We start from the raw sequence: 17,137 nt of genomic DNA on the forward strand, positions 1-17,137 counted from the left end.
AGTTCAAACAGGCCAGCCCATATGAGAGACATTGAACCCGCACCGCAACAGGCTTCACGGCCCGATGCGCCTGTTACATCCAACCGCGCCAGCCGCGGCTCGTGGGCCTGGATCGGCGTGCTGACCGCAACACTGCTCGCCTCGTGCGCATCCCCGCCTCCGCCTCCGCCTCCCCCACCGCCGCCCCCACCGGCACCGGCGCCCGCACCGCCACCCGTCTCCGAACTGCCTGCGCCCGACATCGTGTCCAACGCTGTGTCACCGCTTGACTACCGCAAGGACGGTGCCCGGCACATCTACCAACGCAACGGCCACCGCATCTACAAAGGCCAGTTGCCCCCGCTCATGCATGCGGTGGGCGTGCTGCAGGTCGAAGTGGATGGCCGTGGCAATGTGCGCAACGTGAACTGGATGCGTGCGCCGAGCCACGTGCCCGACGTCATGCGCGAAATCGAGCGCACGGTGCGCGCAGCCGCGCCCTTCCCGGCACCGGTGCGCATGGGTGGCGTGACGTACACCGACATCTGGCTCTGGGACAAGAGCGGCAACTTCCAGCTCGACACGCTGACCGAAGGGCAACGCAGCAAGTAATACACCCCCCGCGCCGCCTGCGGCGTCACCCCCCAAGGGGGGCGATGCGAGTGGCCTGGCAGAGCCAGTTCCACCGCATCCTGGGCGTGGGAGACAGTTCGCGCCGGAGAAAGTGCCTGAACCCAGAACGCGGCGGAACTGGCTTCGCCAGGCCGCACCGCGTTGCCCCCTTGAGGGGGTGACGCCGCAGGCGGCGCGGGGGTGCACCGTCAGCTGCCCCTATACGTGGAATAGCTCCATGGGCTCACCAGCAACGGCACGTGGTAATGCTGGTCGGTGTGCGCCACGCCGAAGTCCAGCGAGACCCGGTTGAGAAAGTTCGGCTCCGGCAAAGCCACGCCCTTGGCGGCAAAGTAACCCTTCACGTCGAACACCAGCCTGTAGGTACCTACCTTCAGGCTGGCGCTGTCGTACAGCGGGCCATCGGGGTTGCGCCCATCCTGGTTCAGCACGAAGCGTTTGACCAACGTGGACTGATCGCCTTGCGTGGTGTGCAGCTCCACCTGCATGCCGGCGGCGGGGCAGCCGTGCATGGTGTCCAGAACGTGTGTACTCAAGCCCATGGTCGTCCTTTGAAGATTTGCAGTCGACTGAAAGTGTATACACTTTTTGTTTTTCTGGATATGATGATTCCATGGAAACCTCCAGCACCCTGCACATCGTCGAATCGCTCACCAGGGCCATCGTCGAACACCGACTGCACCCGGGCACCAAACTGGCCGAGCAAAAGCTCGCCGACCATTTCGGCGTCTCCCGAACCCTGGTGCGCCAGGCGCTGTTCCAGCTGTCGCAGAACCGGCTGATCCGCCTGGAGCCCGCGCGCGGCGCCTTTGTGGCCGCGCCGTCGGTGGAGGAAGCGCAGCAGGTGTTTGCGGTACGGCGCATGCTGGAGGCGGAGATGACGCGAGCCTTCGTCAAGACCGTGACCAACGCCAAGATCAAGGCGCTGCGTGAACACGTGGCGCAGGAAAAGCTCGCAGTGAACAACGAGGACGTGGCCGGGCGCACCGAACTGCTGGGCGACTTCCACGTGCGCATGGCCGAACTCATGGGCAACCGGGTGCTGGCCGAGATGCTGCGCGATCTCATCTCGCGCTGCGCGCTGATCACGCTCATGTACCAGAGCAACCAGGCCGCCGAGCATTCGAACGACGAACACGCCGACATCGTGAAGGCGTTGGCAGCGCGCGACGAGGCACTGGCGGTGCGGCTGATGACCGAGCACCTGCAGCACGTGGAGGAAAACCTGACCTTCGATCGCAAGCTGCCGACCAACGACATCTCCATGGCCCTGTCATGACAGGTATGCCTCACCCCCGCCACGCCCCTGCGGGTCGTGACCCCCTCAAGGGGGCAACACCTGCGGCCCGGCAAAGCCGGTTCTGCGGTGTTCTTGAAAAAGACCTCTCGCTCCAACGCTCATGAGTCTCTACGATTCGACTTTGCCCTACCCGCGCGACCTGGCCGGCTACGGCCGCGACGCGCCCCATGCCCGTTGGCCGAACGGCGCACGCATCGCCGTGCAGTTCGTGCTGAACTACGAAGAAGGTGGTGAGAACAGCGTGCTGCACGGCGATGACGCGTCCGAGCAGTTCCTCTCCGAAATGTTCAGCCCGGCGGCCTACCCGGCGCGGCACATGAGCATGGAAGGCATCTACGAATACGGCTCACGTGCTGGCGTGTGGCGCCTGCTGCGCGAGTTCGAGCAGCGCGGCCTGCCGCTCACCGTGTTCGGCGTGGCCACCGCGCTGCAGCGCTGCCCGGACGTGACCGCCGCCTTCAAGGAGCTGGGGCATGACATTGCCTGCCACGGCCTCAAGTGGATCCACTACCAGAACGTGGACGAAGCGACCGAGCGTGCGCACATGGCGCAGGCCATGCAACTCATTCAGCAGCTCACCGGCAGCCGGCCACTGGGCTGGTACACCGGGCGCGACAGCCCGAACACGCGCCGCATGGTGGCCGACTTCGGCAGTTTCGAATACGACAGCGACTACTACGGCGACGACCTCCCGTTCTGGATGAAGGTGCGCAAGACCGATGGCAGCGATGCGCACCAGCTCGTCGTGCCCTACACGCTGGACTGCAACGACATGCGCTTCGCGCTGCCGCAGGGCTTCTCGCATGCCGATCCGTTCTTCCAGTACCTCAAGGACAGCTTCGACGTGCTGTATGCCGAAGGCGACCCGGCCGGCCTGGACCGACCCAAAATGATGAGCATCGGCATGCACTGCCGCCTGCTCGGCAAGCCAGGCCGCATCGCCGCGCTGCAGCGTTTCCTGGACCACGTCGCGCAGCACGACCACGTGTGGGTGGCGCGGCGCATCGACATCGCCCGCCACTGGCGGCAACACCACCCGGCCCCCGCCTGATCCATGACCCTCACCCTGCAACAACTCAACAGCGCCGACCCTGCCGAGGCGCTGCGCCTGCTCGACGGTCTGTACGAACACTCGCCCTGGATCGCCGAGCAGGCGCTGGCGCAACGTCCGTTTGCCTCGCTGGCCGCGCTCAAGCACGCCATGGTGACGGTGCTGGCCCACGCGGGCGTGGACGCGCAGCTCGCCCTGATCCGCGCCCACCCCGAGCTCGCGGGCAAGGCCATGGTGAGCCAGTCGCTCACCGCCGAGTCCACCAACGAGCAGACCAAGGCCGGGCTCACGAACTGCACGCCCGAAGAGTTCGCGCACATCCAGCAGCTCAACGCGCAATACAACACCAGGTTCGGCTTCCCGTTCATCCTGGCCGTGCGCGGTCCGCGCGGCACCGGTCTGGCCAAGCGCGAGATCATCGCCACCTTTGAACGCCGCCTGGGCAACCCGGTGGACTTCGAACGCGCCGAGTGCCTGCGCAACATCCACCGCATTGCCGAGATCCGTCTGAACGACAAGTTCGGCTTCGAGCCCATGGTCGGCAACGCGGTGTGGGACTGGCATGAAGACCTCTCGCGCCACAGCGACCCCGAGTTCGCCGAACAGGGCCAGCTCACCGTGACTTACCTGACCGACGCACACCGCGCCTGTGCCGCCGACCTGGTGGTGCGCATGCGCGAGTGCGGCTTTGATGAAGTGGACATCGACGCGGTCGGCAATGTGGTGGGCCGCTACCACGGCGCCACGCCGGATGCGCCCGCCCTGCTCACCGGCAGCCACTTTGATACCGTGCGCAACGGCGGCAAGTACGACGGGCGCCTCGGCATCTTCGTGCCCATGGCCTGCGTGCGGCAACTGCATGCCGCTGGCCGGCGCCTGCCCTACGCCTTCGAGGTGGTGGGCTTTGCCGAAGAGGAAGGCCAGCGCTACAAGGCCACCTTCCTCGGCTCGGGCGCACTCACCGGCCACTTCAACCCGGCCTGGCTCGACCAGCAGGATGCCGATGGCGTGACCATGCGCGCGGCCATGCAGCACGCCGGCCTGCCCGCCACGCTGGGGTCCATCGGTGCGCTCAAGCGTGACCCGTCGGACTACCTCGGCTTCGTCGAGGTACACATCGAACAGGGCCCGGTGCTCAACGAAATGGACCTGCCGCTGGGCGTGGTCACCTCCATCAACGCCAGCGTGCGCTACTTGTGTGAAGCCATCGGCATGGCCAGCCACGCGGGCACCACGCCCATGAACCGCCGGCGCGATGCCGCCAGCGCCGTGGCCGAGCTCGCGCTCTACGCCGAGCAGCGCGCCGCCACCGATGGCGACTCGGTTGCCACCATCGGCATGCTGCAGGTCCCCGGCGGCTCGATCAACGTGGTGCCGGGCCGTTGCCTGTTTTCGCTCGACCTGCGCGCACCCAGCAATGCGCAGCGCGACGCCCTGGAACGCGACATCCTCGCGCAGTTGCGCGTCATCTGCGAACGGCGCGGCATTGGCCTGAAGACCGAAGAAACCATGCGCGCCGCCGCCGCGCCCAGCGCCCCCGCCTGGCAGGCCCGATGGGAACGCGCCGTGGCCGCGCTGGGCGTGCCGCTGCACCGCATGCCCAGCGGCGCCGGCCACGATGCGATGAAGCTGCACGAGGTGATGCCGCAGGCCATGCTCTTCGTGCGCGGCCAGAACAGCGGCATCAGCCACAACCCGCTGGAGTCCACCACCAGCGACGACATGGAGCTGTGCGTGAACGCCTTCTCGCACCTGCTCGACCAACTCGCCACCGAACACAAGCACTGAAGCCACATGACCACCGACCAACAACTGGATGCCTGGATCGACGCCCACTTCGACGAGGAGGTGCGCTTCCTGCAGGAACTCGTGCGCGTGCCCACCGACACGCCACCCGGCAACAACGCACCACACGCCGAACGCACGGCCGAGTTGCTCGCCGCCATGGGCCTGAATGCCGAAAAGCACGCCGTACCCGCGGCCGAGGTGCAGGCCGCCGGCCTGCAGAGCATCACCAACCTGATCGTGCGCCGCCCTTATGGCCCGGGCAGGACCATCGCGCTCAATGCGCATGGCGACGTGGTACCGCCGGGCGAAGGCTGGACGCACGACCCCTACGGTGGCGAGATCGTCGACGGCAAGATCTACGGCCGCGCCACCGCGGTGAGCAAGTGCGACATCGCGAGTTTCAGCTTTGCGATCCGCGCGCTGGAATCGCTGAACGCGAAGCTCGCCGGCGGCGTGGAACTGCACGTGACCTACGACGAGGAATACGGCGGTGAGGTCGGCCCCGACTGGCTGCTGAAGAAGGGCCTGACCAAGCCCGACCTGATGATCGCCGCCGGATTCAGCTACCAGGTGGTGGTGGCGCACAACGGATGCTTGCAACTGGAGGCGACGGTGCACGGCGACATGGCGCACGCCGCCATTCCCGACAGCGGCACCGACGCGCTGCAAGGCGCGACGCACATCCTCAACGCGCTCTACGCGCTCAACGCCGACTACCTGAAGATCACGTCCAGCGTCGAAGGCATCAGCCACCCGTATCTCAACGTGGGCCAGATCAGCGGCGGCACCAACACCAACGTGATCCCCGGCAAGGTGCTGCTCAAGATCGACCGCCGCATGATCCCCGAGGAGGACCCGGCCGAGGTGGAAGCGGCCTTGCGCCGCACCATCGAGCAGGCTGCGGCCAGCTTCAACCCGCCACGCGGGGGCCGCGCGATCCGCGTCGATGTGAAGCGCATCTTGCTGGCGCGTGCACTCAAACCCCTGCCGGGCAACCAGCCGCTGGTCCAGGCGATCCAGAAGCACGGCCAGGCGGTGTTCGGTGAAGCCATCCCCGCCGTGGGCACGCCGCTCTACACCGATGTACGCATCTACGGCGAGCACGGCATCCCCGGCGTGATCTACGGCGCGGGCCCGCGCACGGTGCGCGAATCGAACGCCAAGCGCGCTGACGAAAATCTGCTCCTGGAAGACCTGCGCCGCGCCACCAAGGTGATCGCGCGCACGCTGTTCGATCTGCTGCAAGCCACCTGAATCCCCTCTCGGAATCACCTATGAAATGCCGCGCCCGTCGCGGTCATCGGGGGCCGAACGCGTGACACAATAAACGTGCATTCACGCCTCTGGAGACAACATGACCCCCGCTGAACAAGCCCTGCGCGACGCCGCGTTTGAATACCACCGCCTGCCGCGCCGCGGCAAGATCTCCGTCACCCCCACCAAGCCCCTGTCCAACCAGCGCGATCTCTCGCTGGCCTACTCGCCCGGCGTGGCCTACCCTTGCCTGGCCATCGAGGCCGACCCCACGCTCGCGGCCGAGTACACCAGCCGCGGCAACCTGGTCGGTGTGATCACCAACGGCACGGCCGTGCTGGGCCTGGGCGACATCGGCCCGCTGGCCAGCAAACCGGTGATGGAAGGCAAGGGCTGCCTGTTCAAGAAGTTCGCCGGCATCGACGTCTTCGACATCGAGCTCGATGAAAAGGACCCGGACAAACTGGTCGAGATCATTGCCGCGCTCGAGCCCACGCTGGGCGGCATCAACCTCGAAGACATCAAGGCACCCGAGTGCTTCTACATCGAGAAGAAGCTGCGCGAGCGCATGGGCATTCCGGTGTTCCACGACGACCAGCACGGCACCGCCATCATCTCGGCCGCTGCCCTGCTCAACGGCCTGGAGCTGGTGGACAAGGACATCAGCACGGTCAAGCTCGCCGTGAGCGGCGCGGGCGCCGCCGCCATTGCCTGCCTGGATGTGATGGTCGGTCTGGGTGTGGCGCGCGAGAACATCTTCGTCTGCGACTCCAAGGGCGTGGTGTACGAAGGCCGCCCCGGCGGCTACGACGAGTCGAAGGCGCGTTTCGCGCAGAAGACGCAACTGCGCACGCTGGCCGATGCGGTCAACGGTGCCGACGTGTTCCTGGGCTGCTCGGCGCCCGGCGTGCTCACCGCCGAGATGGTCAAGAGCATGGGCAGCAAACCCATCATCCTCGCGCTGGCCAACCCCGAACCCGAGATCCGGCCCGAGCTGGCCAAGGCCGTGCGGCCCGACTGCATCATTGCCACCGGCCGCAGCGACTACCCGAACCAGGTCAACAACGTCCTGTGCTTCCCCTACATCTTCCGTGGCGCGCTCGACTGTGGCGCCACCAAGATCACGGAAGAAATGAAGCTGGCCTGCGTGCGTCAGATCGCCGATCTGGTCAAGAGCGAGACCAGCGAGGAAGTGGCCAACGCCTATGCGGGGCAAGACCTCTCCTTCGGCCCCGACTACATCATCCCCAAGCCGTTCGACTCGCGGCTGATCCTGCGCATTGCACCCGCCGTGGCACAGGCCGCGGCCGACTCCGGTGTGGCCACGCGGCCCATCAAGGACATGGACGCCTATCGGCAGGAACTCAGCCGCTTCGTCTACCAGACCGGCATCTTGATGCAGCCGATCTTTCACGCGGCCAAGTCGCAGCCCGACCGCAAGCGCGTGGCCTACGCCGATGGCGAGGACGAGCGCGCGCTGCGCGCCGCGCAGATGGCGATCGACGACCAGCTCGCGCTGCCGATCCTGATCGGGCGTCCGGCGGTGATCGAGGCGCGCATCGCCAAGGCGGGCTTGCGCATGAAGCTCGGGCAGGATGTGCAGAACGTCAACCCCGAGGACGACCCGCGCTTTCGCCAGTACTGGGAGCACTACCACCAGCTCATGGGCCGCGAAGGTGCCACGCCCGAGGTGGCCAAGGCGGCGGTGCGGCGCTCCAACACCATCATCGGCTCGCTCATGGTCTCGCTCGGTGACGCCGACGCGCTCATCTGCGGGTTGGTCGGCGGCTACATGACGCACCTGGATCGCATCGACCACGTGCTGGGTCGCCGCGACGGCGCGGGGCTCTATGCCTCGGTCAACGCGCTCATGACGGACCGTGGCCCGATCTTCATCGCCGACACCTATGTCAACGAGCTGCCTTCCGCCGAAGAGCTGGCCGAGATCGCCTGGATGGCCGCGCAAGAAGTGCAGCGCTTCGGTCTGCCGCCCAAAATCGCCTTCCTCTCGCATTCGAGTTATGGCTCCAGCAAGCGTGCATCGGCCCGCAAGATGGCGCACGCCCGCGACCTGTTCGTGGCCGCGCACCCCGAGATCGAGTGCGACGGCGAGTTGCACGGCGATGCAGCGCTGCAGCCCGAAATCCGCAGCGCCTACCTGGCCGAGACCACCCTCAAGGGATCGGCCAACCTGCTGATCTGCCCCAACCTGGACGCGGCCAACATCCTCTACAACGTGATGAAGACCACCGCCAGTGGCGGCGTCACGGTGGGCCCCATCCTCATGGGCTCGGCGGGCACGGTGCATATCCTCACGCCGGCGGCCACGGTGCGGCGCGTGCTCAACATGACTGCGCTTGCGGCGGCCAGTGCGCAGGGTGTGGCCAAAGCCTGAGCGCTTGCTGTGTGCATGCAAGGGGACGCCGCGCGTCCCTTTTTTTCGTGCCTGCACCGCGTGGGCTCGCGGACGCGGCGTGCGCTGCTCTGCGGCTGTCCCCCAGCGGCTGGAGCCGCCTCCTCCTTTATGCCGCTGCGCAGCGCACACCGCGCCCGCGAGCCGAAGTGACATTGGCCCACTCACAGACCGAGTACCACCGAGGTCATCGGCGGCCATGGGGCACGGCGCAGCGAAATAGAGGAGGAGGCGGCCCCAGCCGCCGGGGGACATTCGCGGAGCCGTGTCTCGTGGTCGCCGATGACCGGAACCACGCAGAATTCCCATTCATGGTGCACCCCAATATGGTGCGCACCATTCAGGGTTACCCATGTAGACGCGCCCGGCCCCCGAAATCAGAATCTGTATACACATTCTGTGTTCAAACCGTGTCCAAACACCTGCTTCCAAGGGTAAGCACCGCTGGCACCCTTATTGCTGATGAAGAAACATGCCTGGGCGCTCCATTCCCGGCCCCTCACAACCCCTCACCCCACAGGAGAACCCATGAACAAACGCCACTTCATCCAGACCGCCGCCGCCCTGGCAACCCTGGCCGCCATGGGCACCACCCAGGCCCAGACCCCCATCAAGTTCCAGCTCGACTGGCGCTTCGAAGGCCCGGCCGCGCTGTTCCTGCAGCCCGCTGCCAAGGGTTACTTCAAAGCCGCCGGCCTGGACGTGACGATCGACTCCGGCAACGGCTCGGGCGGCACCGTCACCCGTGTGGCCTCGGGCACCTACGACATCGGCTTCGCCGACATGGCCGCACTCATGGAGTTCCACGCCAACAACCCGGACGCCCCGAACAAGCCGGTCGCCGTGATGATGGTCTACAACAACACGCCAGCCGCCGTGCTCGCGCTCAAGAAGAGCGGCATCACCAAGCCCGCCGACCTCAACGGCAAGAAACTCGGCGCGCCGGTGTTCGACGCAGGTCGCAAGGGCTTTCCGATCTTCCAGAAGGCCAACAACATCGGCAACGTGGCCTGGACCTCGATGGACCCACCACTGCGTGAAACCATGCTGGTGCGCGGCGACATCGACGCCATCACCGGCTTCTCGTTCACCTCGCTGCTCAACCTCGAAGCACGTGGCGTGAAGGCCGAGGATGTGGTTGTCATGAACTACGCCGACAACGGCGTGAAACTCTATGGCAACGCGATCATCGCCTCGCCCAAGCTCATCGCCGAGAACCCGGCCGCCGTGAAAGCGTTTCTCACGGCCTTTGCCAAGGGTGCCAAGGACGTGATGGCCAACCCCGCGGCCTCGATCGAAACCGTGAAGGCACGCGACGGCATCATCAACGTGCCGCTGGAAACGCGCCGCCTGCAGCTCGCCATCGACGCGGTGGTGGCCAGCCCCGACGCCCGCAAGGAAGGTTTTGGCCAGGTCGTGCCCGGTCGCCTGGCGCTGATGGCTTCGCAAGTCTCCGATGCCTATGGCACCAAGACCCGCGTCGATCCCGCCAAGATCTGGAACGGCTCCATGCTGCCCGCCGCCGCCGACCTCAACGTGCTGCCGCCCGCGAAGAAATAAGGCCGAAGACCAGCCCCTCTGGCCCAGGCCAGCCACCCTGCGGCGGCTGGCCTTTTTTTCAGGAAGATCCATGCAAGACACCCTCGGCACCGCGCCCTTCGTCGATTTCGACCAGGTCTGGCTGGCCTACAACGACGAGCTGCTGGCCAAGAACATCTTTGCCGTCGAAGACATCAACCTCAAGGTCAGGCAGGGTGAGTTCATCGCCATCGTCGGCCCCTCGGGCTGCGGCAAGTCCACCTTCATGAAGCTCACCACCGGGTTGAAGATGCCCAGCATGGGCAAGATCCGCATCGACGGCCAGCCCGTCACCGGCCCGCTGAAGATCTCGGGCATGGCGTTTCAGGCGCCTTCGCTGCTGCCCTGGCGCACCACGCTGGACAACGTGCTGCTGCCGCTGGAGATCGTCGAGCCCTACCGCAGCCAGTTCAAGGACCGGCGCAAGGAATACGTGGAACGCGCCGGCCGCCTACTGGCCAGCGTGGGCCTGGGCGGCATGGAGAAGAAGTTTCCGTGGGAACTCTCCGGCGGCATGCAGCAGCGCGCCAGCATCTGCCGCGCGCTGATCCACGAACCCAAGATGCTGCTGCTCGACGAGCCCTTCGGCGCGCTCGACGCCTTCACCCGCGAAGAACTCTGGTGCACGCTGCGCGACTTGTGGGAGGCGCAGCGCTTCAACGTCATCCTGGTCACGCACGACCTGCGCGAGTCGGTGTTTCTGGCCGACACGGTGTACTGCATGAGCAAGAGCCCGGGCCGCTTCGTGGTGCAGCGCGAGATCCCGATCCCGCGCACGCGCGACCTGGAGGTCACGTACACCAAAGAATTTTCAGACATCGTGCTCGAACTCCGAGGCCACATCGGGGCCATGCGCACCCCTGTCAACCAGTGAACGGAACCACGCCATGAACCTGAACAAAAAACAGATGGAGCGATGGTCGCCGTTTTTGCTGCTGCTGGCCATCATCGTCATCTGGGAAGTCATCACCAGCGGCTTCGGCGTTTCCGAATTCATCTTCCCCAGCCCCTCGCGCATCTGGGAACAGACGCTGGAACACAAGACCACCATCCTCGGCCACGCCTGGCGCACCTACTGGGTGACCATGGCCGGCTTCGGCATCGCCATCGTGGTCGGTGTGTTGTTGGGCTTTCTCATCGGCAGCTCGCGCCTGGCCTATGCGGCGGTCTACCCGCTCATGACAGCCTTCAACGCCCTGCCCAAGGCGGCCTTCGTGCCCATCCTGGTGGTGTGGTTCGGCATCGGCGTGGGCCCGGCCATCCTCACGGCCTTCCTCATCAGTTTCTTCCCCATCATGGTGAACATCGCCACCGGTCTGGCCACGCTGGAGCCCGAGCTGGAGGACGTGTTGCGCGTGCTGGGCGCCAAGCGCTGGGACGTGTTGACGAAGGTCGGCCTGCCACGCTCCATGCCCTATTTCTTCGGTTCGCTCAAGGTCGCGATCACGCTGGCGTTTGTGGGCACCACCGTGTCGGAGATGACGGCGTCGAACGAAGGCATCGGTTACTTGCTGATCTCGGCCGGTTCGTCGATGCAGATGGGTCTGGCCTTCAGTGGTCTGCTGGTGGTGGGTGCAATGGCCATGGTCATGTACGAGCTGTTCAGCTGGATCGAGAAGCACACCACGGGTTGGGCACACAGAGGCTCGCAGAACACATGACCCCGGATCTGGTCAGGGCCTGTGGCTTCCTTGGAGGCTGAGATGTTGGAGCCTCACCTCGGCTTTTGGGCCTCTCGCTGAGTGGCTTCTCCGGCTGGTCCGGTCATCGGCGACCACGGGGCACGGCTCCGCGAATGTCCCCCGGGGCCTGCGGCCCCTCCTCCTTGATTTCGCTGCGCCATGCCCCATGGCCACCGATGACCTCGCTTTCACTCGGCCTGTGGGCTCCCATACGCCACTTCAGGCTCGCGGACGCGGTGTGCGCTGCGCAGCGGCATCAAGGAGGAGAGGCGGCGAAGCCGCCTCCACACCACGTCCGCGAGCCTGCGAGGTGCAGGCACAAGAACCTCAGCGATGAACCTCAGCCTCCCCAGCAGAACTCAACAAAGCCATCAACCGAGGACGAATCAGAATCCCGGGCCGATCCGAGTCCATCGAATACTCCACACCGCGCCGCCGCAGATCCACCACCGCATCCGGATCGGTGGATTCGAGAATGTCCTTGTCCTCCCGCGTGATCTCGTCGTCGAAATCGATCAGCATCTGCGCTGGGCAATCGGCCTCGGTGTCGATGCGAAACTGCCATTGGCACAACTGCATGCGACCGTCGTCAATGGGCGTGAACGCGTTGATGATGATGTGGCGAATGCCGCTCGGGTACTCGATAGCGAGCCGGCGCGAGAACTGCTGGTAGTACGCGTTGCGCATGTGGCGCTGCGTGATCGCGTCCTTCACGCCGCTGATGCGCTGAAACCGCTCCGGGTTCGCTGCGTCGATCACCGTTTCGGCATAGAAGCCGGCGCGCCCGCTGCGGTTGTAGACCCAGCCGTGGTAGCCACACTGGATGTTGCCGTCCTTGCACCGGCCCTTGCTCAGCCTGGCGGTGCGGTGGCAACAGCGGTCTTTCAACGCGGCGGGCTCGCCGTGTTCATCAAGGAAATGGCTTGAGAAATCTCAAGAGCAATTTCCTGCTTCGCATGGCGCGGCGCTGAACGCTTCTACTCTGGGTGGGGATGCTAGCAAAACGCAGGCCATGGTCATGCACCGATTTGAAGAACCGCTGCTGGTGTTCGGCATCGACGCGGTGCGGCTGCGGTTGTTTCGCGGCGATCTCGCCGAGCAGCGCGATGCCGAGCTCTCATGCCGAGATGTGTTCAACGCCTCACCGCACCCGATCGAATGTATCGGGCCGGTGTTGATCGAAGAGGCCAGCGCACCGCACAAAGGTTTCTGGACGCCTGGGTGACCGGCTAATTGCAGCTGAACGCGATGCCGATAGGCCCCGGGACGGCCTGCGCCAAAACGGTCGCCGAGTTGATCCATTGAAGTTCAATCGCATCGCCGGCGTTGAAGTTCACCACGCCTGAAGTGACACAACTGCGCGCGGCACTGCTGATCGTGCAGGAGAACGCGGCAGGTTCCTGCAGGTCTGCGATAGCCGGTGAGGGACCAGGCGCCCGTAGCAAGTTGAAAGTATGGGTCTGATCCGCAGCGGGCACACCCAGCGTCGCAACGCGAAGGGTTCCAGTGCCGCAGTCCTGGGGAAGAATCTGGACAAAACGGGTGGTGCTGATGGGCGAGGCACCAATGGCCTGCACCGAATTGGTTCCCGGTGGCAATTGGTTGTTGCTTGACAGCGACCAAGTGGCTTCAAAAGAAGCGGGGCCCGTGGCGCCCGTCGGTCCCGTGGCACCTGGGGCACCTGGGGCACCTGGGGCACCTGGGGCACCCGCAGGGCCTTCCGGTCCGACGGGACCTGTCGGACCCACCTCACCTGCGGGGCCCACGGCGCCCACAGGCCCTGCAGGCCCGACAGCGCCGTCTGCACCCGCCTGGCCCGCCAGGGAGACCGGCGTCGATGGCCAGGCGCCGGCGACCTTGGGCCCATACAGCGCCCCGGTCAGGTCGTCGACGAAATAGTCACCATCCTTGCCCACGGAGGCAACGGGTGCGCCCGGCCCACCGTAAAACACCGGGTGGGTGATCTCGGGCGCACTCGGGGCTGCTCCGTCGCCACCACCGCAGGCGCTCAACAACAAGGCAACCAGCACCGCGACAGGCAGCGGGCGTGCGGGAGAAGAGCGAAGCTTCATGCTCAGCCCCGCGACGGAAACACGCCTTCGAGGGCGATCACGTAGTACACCCCAAGGTAGGGGTTGCGCAGCGCCACCGGCTTGTTGTTGCCGGTGGAGCCCACGCCGATGTTCAGCGTCAACGGCAAGGGGGCCAGGGTCTGGTTGGCTGCCGAAGGAGGGGCAAACGCGGACAAGACCTCATTGGACGTGGATTCAAAAATTTCCGCGGGAATGGCCCCGGCGGGGCTGGGGAGGGTGCCGAAGTTGGTGGAGCAACTCTGCTGCGCATGTGCTCCGGGCTGGACGGACGCCGTGTGCGTGTGCGCGGGCAGCTGGTCGGTGTTCAGGACCACGTATTCGGAACCGCCGGACTGGCCCAGGTACACCGGCTGCAATCCGGAACCGGTGCCGGCACAAACGGGGCCACGGCCACGCAGATCGGGGATCGCGAAGGTCTGTACCCCATCCCCCCCGTACGCCACACCGATCAACGAAAAGAGCGCGGGGTACTGCGCGATCTGCAACAAACTGCCATCACACTGGGCGAAGCCCACGGGCGCGAACGGGAAAGACACCATCTGGATTTCACCGAGAAAGGGTTCTGTGCTCATTTTTGATTCCTCCTGAATGTTTGACGAATGGCTGACGAATGCCACACCGATGTGGCCGCGCCGATGCTAGGGAGCACCAACGCCCACGCAAATACTGCGAAGGGACTAATTCATTGCGCCTCGTACACTTTCGCCATGCCTTGGCACGCCCGTCTCTCGCTCGACCTGACATTCGAGAACCACAAAACCACCGCCCGTTTCGAGCACGACGGCCCGCTGCGCATCCTCAAGAGCCTTTACCCGGAGGGCCCTGCGATCTGCCACAACGTGATCGTTCACCCACCCGGCGGTCTGGTCGGGGGTGATGTGCTCGATGTCAGCGTGCACGCGGGCGCGGGCACGCATGGTTTGATCTCCACACCCGGGGCCACGCGCTTCTACCGCTCCGAGGGCCCGGCCACCGAGCAACGGGTCTCGCTCACGCTCGACGAAGGCGCGCGGCTCGAATGGCTGCCGCTGGAAGCCATCGCCTACCCCGGTTGCCTGGCGCTCAACAGCCTGCGTGCCACGCTGGCCGAGGGTGCCGAGATGATCGGCTGGGACGTGTGCGCGCTCGGTCTGCCCAACGCCAACCAGCCGTTTGACCGCGGCAGCCTCACGCAGCACCTGGAGATACCGGGCCTGTGGCTGGAGCGCTCGCGCATCGACGCCAGCGACACGCGCCTGCTCGAATCCCCGTTGGGCCTGGGCGGGCACAAATGCATGGGCACGCTGTGGCTGGCCTGCGGCACACCGATCACGCGCGAGCGTCGCGAACACCTGCTGGAGGCGGTACGCACCGTGCTGGGCGGTGAGCACGGCGTGCAGGTGGGCGCCACCTGCCCCAACCCCCGCATGCTCGTGGTGCGCGCCGTGGCGCCGCTGGTGGAGCCGCTCATGGCGCTTTTCCAGCAGATCTGGGCCACGCTGCGCACGCAGGCCTGGGCCCTGGACAGCACCCCACCCCGCATCTGGAAAGTCTGAAACGCACCGAACTGGGGGGCAAAACGCCCGCTGATCGGCGCACCAGGACGAGGCCGCTGTGAGCAGAATGGGATAGCCATTGATGGGCGAGCACGCCGCGCGCCCTGAACCACCCCATGCCCTTCGCCCCGAACAGCCTGCAAGACGCCCATGCACTCGTGATCGAGGGCAACCTGCAGTCGCGCTCCATCCTGGTGTCGCAACTGCGCGAGCTCGGCGTGGGCACGGTCTCGCAGTGCTCGCGGCTGGTGGAGGCTCGGCGCAAGCTGGAGGTGAACCGCTACGACGTGGTGATCTGCGAACAGCATTTCGAGCGCGACTCGATGTCGGGCCAGGATCTGCTCGACGACCTGCGGCGCAACCAGCTGCTGCCCTTCTACACGGTGTTCATCATGGTCACCGCCGAGGCCTCGTACGCCAAGGTGGCCGAGGCCGCCGAGTCCGCACTTGACGCCTACCTGCTCAAGCCCCACACCGGCGCCCGCCTGAGCGACCGCATCATGATGGCGCGTGAACGCAAGAAGGCGCTGGAGGCCATCTTCACCGCCATCGACGCCGAGCAGTTCCACGAAGCCGCGGTCCTGTGCCTGGATCGGTTCGAGGCCCGCGGCACCTACTGGCTCTATGCCGCGCGCATCGGCGCCGAGCTGCTGCTGCGCAACGGCGAGATCGGCGACGCGCAGAAACTCTACGAAGCCGTGATCGCCGCCAAAACCCTGCCCTGGGCTCGCCTGGGTGTGGCGCGCGCGCAGCTCGAAGGCGGCCAGCCCGCCAAGGCCGTGACCACGCTGGAGAGCCTGATCCAGGACGACAACACCTACGCCGATGCCTACGACGTGATGGGCCGTGCGCAGTTCGAGCTGGGCAATTTCCAGAGCGCGCTGACCACCTACCAGATGGCCACCAAGCTCACGCCGTCCTCCATCAGCCGCCTGCTCAAGCACGGCATGCTGGCCTACTACACCGGCGACAAGAGCGAAGGTGTGGAGCTGCTCGACCGCGCCACGCGCCTGGGGCTGGACTCCAAGATGTTCGACGCCCAGGCCCTGCTGCTGCTGGCCTTCGCGCGCCTGGACAACAACGACCAGCGCGGCCTGGCCCGCACGGTGGACCAGCTCACCCGCCTGCGCGACCGCAGCCACGCGCCCGCGCGACCGCACCGCCTGCTGACCATCGCCGAGAGCCTGCTCGCGCTGCAGCAGCAACACACCTCGCGCGCACTCGACGATGTGCGCCGCATGGCCAACGACGCCTTGAGCCCCGACTTCGACTTCGAGACCGCGTGCAACCTGCTCGCGCTCATGAGCCGGCTGCAGGTGCGCTCCATCGCGCTCAACGAAGCCGAAGGCGCGGTGGACACGCTGGCCCTGCGTTTCTGCACCAGCAAGGCCATGAGCGAGCTCATGGCCTGCGCCGCTTCGGGCAGCCAGGACTTTGCCGATCGCGTGCGCGGCGCGCACAGCCAGATCCTGAAAATGACCGAGCAGGCCATGACGCTGAGCATCAAGGGCGACCCGCAGGGCACGGTGATGAAGCTGCTGGACGACGGAGAGCGCACGCTCAACGCCAAACTCATCGAGTCGGCCCACCAGGTGCTGCAGCGTTACACGGTGCGCATCGCCGACCACGTTGCCCTGAACGAGCGCACCGAAGCGTTGCGCGAGCGGTACCGCACCACCGCGCAGCATTCCCGCCTGGGCGAGCACACGGGCGCGGCGCCAACGCCTGGCGGCGTGTCCTTGCCAACGGGCTACAAGCCACCGAGCGCCGACGGCCTGCTCGGCAGCGCAGAACCGAACTAGAGTGCCCCCACGCTCCGCCGCTGCGCGGG

15 protein-coding genes and 2 pseudogenes are annotated in these 17,137 nt (G+C 65.9%); 12 read left to right on the forward strand and 5 right to left on the reverse strand.

Annotation, left to right across the window (positions count from 1 at the left end):
• Positions 1 to 21 precede the first annotated feature (21 nt).
• Complete coding sequence (locus tag ASE11_RS25860; protein ID WP_056271625.1) at positions 22 to 591, forward strand: hypothetical protein; 570 nt, start codon at positions 22 to 24, stop codon at positions 589 to 591.
• A gap of 209 nt (positions 592 to 800) precedes the next feature.
• On the opposite strand, the gene uraH is transcribed toward ASE11_RS25860, so the two are convergent.
• Positions 801 to 1,154, reverse strand: a complete 354-nt coding sequence (gene uraH, locus ASE11_RS12580; RefSeq protein ID WP_056271629.1) for a hydroxyisourate hydrolase — start codon at positions 1,152 to 1,154, stop codon at positions 801 to 803.
• Between the two features lie 71 nt (positions 1,155 to 1,225).
• On the opposite strand from uraH, the gene ASE11_RS12585 reads away from it, so the two are divergent.
• The 8 genes from ASE11_RS12585 to ASE11_RS12620 all read left to right on the forward strand — a co-directional run bounded on the left by ASE11_RS12585 (position 1,226) and on the right by ASE11_RS12620 (position 11,657).
• Positions 1,226 to 1,891 (forward strand): GntR family transcriptional regulator, encoded by a 666-nt coding sequence (locus ASE11_RS12585; RefSeq protein ID WP_056271632.1) that lies wholly within the window; start codon positions 1,226 to 1,228, stop codon positions 1,889 to 1,891.
• Positions 1,892 to 2,012: 121 nt separating this feature from the next.
• Entirely contained in the window at positions 2,013 to 2,963 is a 951-nt protein-coding gene (gene puuE / locus ASE11_RS12590) for an allantoinase PuuE (RefSeq protein ID WP_056271635.1), read from the forward strand.
• Positions 2,964 to 2,966: 3 nt separating this feature from the next.
• Positions 2,967 to 4,751 (forward strand): 2-oxo-4-hydroxy-4-carboxy-5-ureidoimidazoline decarboxylase, encoded by a 1,785-nt coding sequence (gene uraD / locus ASE11_RS12595; RefSeq protein ID WP_056271637.1) that lies wholly within the window; start codon positions 2,967 to 2,969, stop codon positions 4,749 to 4,751.
• Between the two features lie 6 nt (positions 4,752 to 4,757).
• Positions 4,758 to 6,005: a M20/M25/M40 family metallo-hydrolase gene (locus tag ASE11_RS12600; RefSeq protein ID WP_056271640.1), complete on the forward strand. Its 1,248-nt coding sequence runs from the start codon at positions 4,758 to 4,760 to the stop codon at positions 6,003 to 6,005.
• A 100-nt stretch (positions 6,006 to 6,105) separates the two neighbouring features.
• Entirely contained in the window at positions 6,106 to 8,400 is a 2,295-nt protein-coding gene (locus ASE11_RS12605) for an NADP-dependent malic enzyme (protein WP_056271643.1), read from the forward strand.
• A 546-nt stretch (positions 8,401 to 8,946) separates the two neighbouring features.
• Positions 8,947 to 9,978, forward strand: a complete 1,032-nt coding sequence (locus ASE11_RS12610) for an ABC transporter substrate-binding protein (protein WP_056271647.1) — start codon at positions 8,947 to 8,949, stop codon at positions 9,976 to 9,978.
• A 70-nt stretch (positions 9,979 to 10,048) separates the two neighbouring features.
• The gene (locus ASE11_RS12615) at positions 10,049 to 10,870 is read left to right on the forward strand and encodes an ABC transporter ATP-binding protein (RefSeq protein ID WP_056271650.1); all 822 of its coding nucleotides are present in this window, start codon (positions 10,049 to 10,051) and stop codon (positions 10,868 to 10,870) included.
• 13 nt (positions 10,871 to 10,883) lie between these two features.
• Positions 10,884 to 11,657: an ABC transporter permease gene (locus ASE11_RS12620; RefSeq protein ID WP_056271654.1), complete on the forward strand. Its 774-nt coding sequence runs from the start codon at positions 10,884 to 10,886 to the stop codon at positions 11,655 to 11,657.
• A 348-nt stretch (positions 11,658 to 12,005) separates the two neighbouring features.
• Here the strand turns inward: ASE11_RS12620 and ASE11_RS12625 are convergent, their stop codons facing one another.
• Together ASE11_RS12625 and ASE11_RS27095 are read right to left on the reverse strand one after the other, a co-directional pair.
• Positions 12,006 to 12,437: a hypothetical protein gene (locus tag ASE11_RS12625; RefSeq protein ID WP_414842454.1), complete on the reverse strand. Its 432-nt coding sequence runs from the start codon at positions 12,435 to 12,437 to the stop codon at positions 12,006 to 12,008.
• A gap of 30 nt (positions 12,438 to 12,467) precedes the next feature.
• Positions 12,468 to 12,578: pseudogene (locus ASE11_RS27095) on the reverse strand (Rieske 2Fe-2S domain-containing protein); the annotation flags it as partial.
• 142 nt (positions 12,579 to 12,720) lie between these two features.
• Here ASE11_RS27095 and ASE11_RS12630 point away from each other — a divergent pair.
• Positions 12,721 to 12,903 (forward strand): annotated as a pseudogene (locus tag ASE11_RS12630) (nucleoside deaminase); the annotation flags it as partial.
• A gap of 4 nt (positions 12,904 to 12,907) precedes the next feature.
• Here the strand turns inward: ASE11_RS12630 and ASE11_RS26630 are convergent.
• Both ASE11_RS26630 and ASE11_RS12640 read right to left on the reverse strand, forming a co-directional pair.
• Positions 12,908 to 13,276, reverse strand: coding sequence for a hypothetical protein (locus ASE11_RS26630; protein ID WP_156406337.1), 369 nt, complete (start codon positions 13,274 to 13,276; stop codon positions 12,908 to 12,910).
• Positions 13,277 to 13,752: 476 nt separating this feature from the next.
• Positions 13,753 to 14,343: a phage tail protein gene (locus ASE11_RS12640; RefSeq protein ID WP_056271667.1), complete on the reverse strand. Its 591-nt coding sequence runs from the start codon at positions 14,341 to 14,343 to the stop codon at positions 13,753 to 13,755.
• Between the two features lie 135 nt (positions 14,344 to 14,478).
• Between ASE11_RS12640 and ASE11_RS12645 the strand changes: the two genes are divergently transcribed.
• Together ASE11_RS12645 and ASE11_RS12650 are read left to right on the forward strand one after the other, a co-directional pair.
• Positions 14,479 to 15,306 carry an urease accessory protein UreD gene (locus ASE11_RS12645; RefSeq protein ID WP_056271670.1) on the forward strand — a complete coding sequence of 276 codons (828 nt, stop codon included), beginning with the start codon at positions 14,479 to 14,481 and terminating at the stop codon, positions 15,304 to 15,306.
• 116 nt (positions 15,307 to 15,422) lie between these two features.
• Positions 15,423 to 17,108 carry a tetratricopeptide repeat protein gene (locus ASE11_RS12650; RefSeq protein ID WP_056271673.1) on the forward strand — a complete coding sequence of 562 codons (1,686 nt, stop codon included), beginning with the start codon at positions 15,423 to 15,425 and terminating at the stop codon, positions 17,106 to 17,108.
• Positions 17,109 to 17,137 lie beyond the last annotated feature (29 nt).

It is taken from the genome of Hydrogenophaga sp. Root209, from assembly GCF_001428625.1.
Classification (GTDB): Bacteria; Pseudomonadota; Gammaproteobacteria; order Burkholderiales; family Burkholderiaceae_C; genus Hydrogenophaga.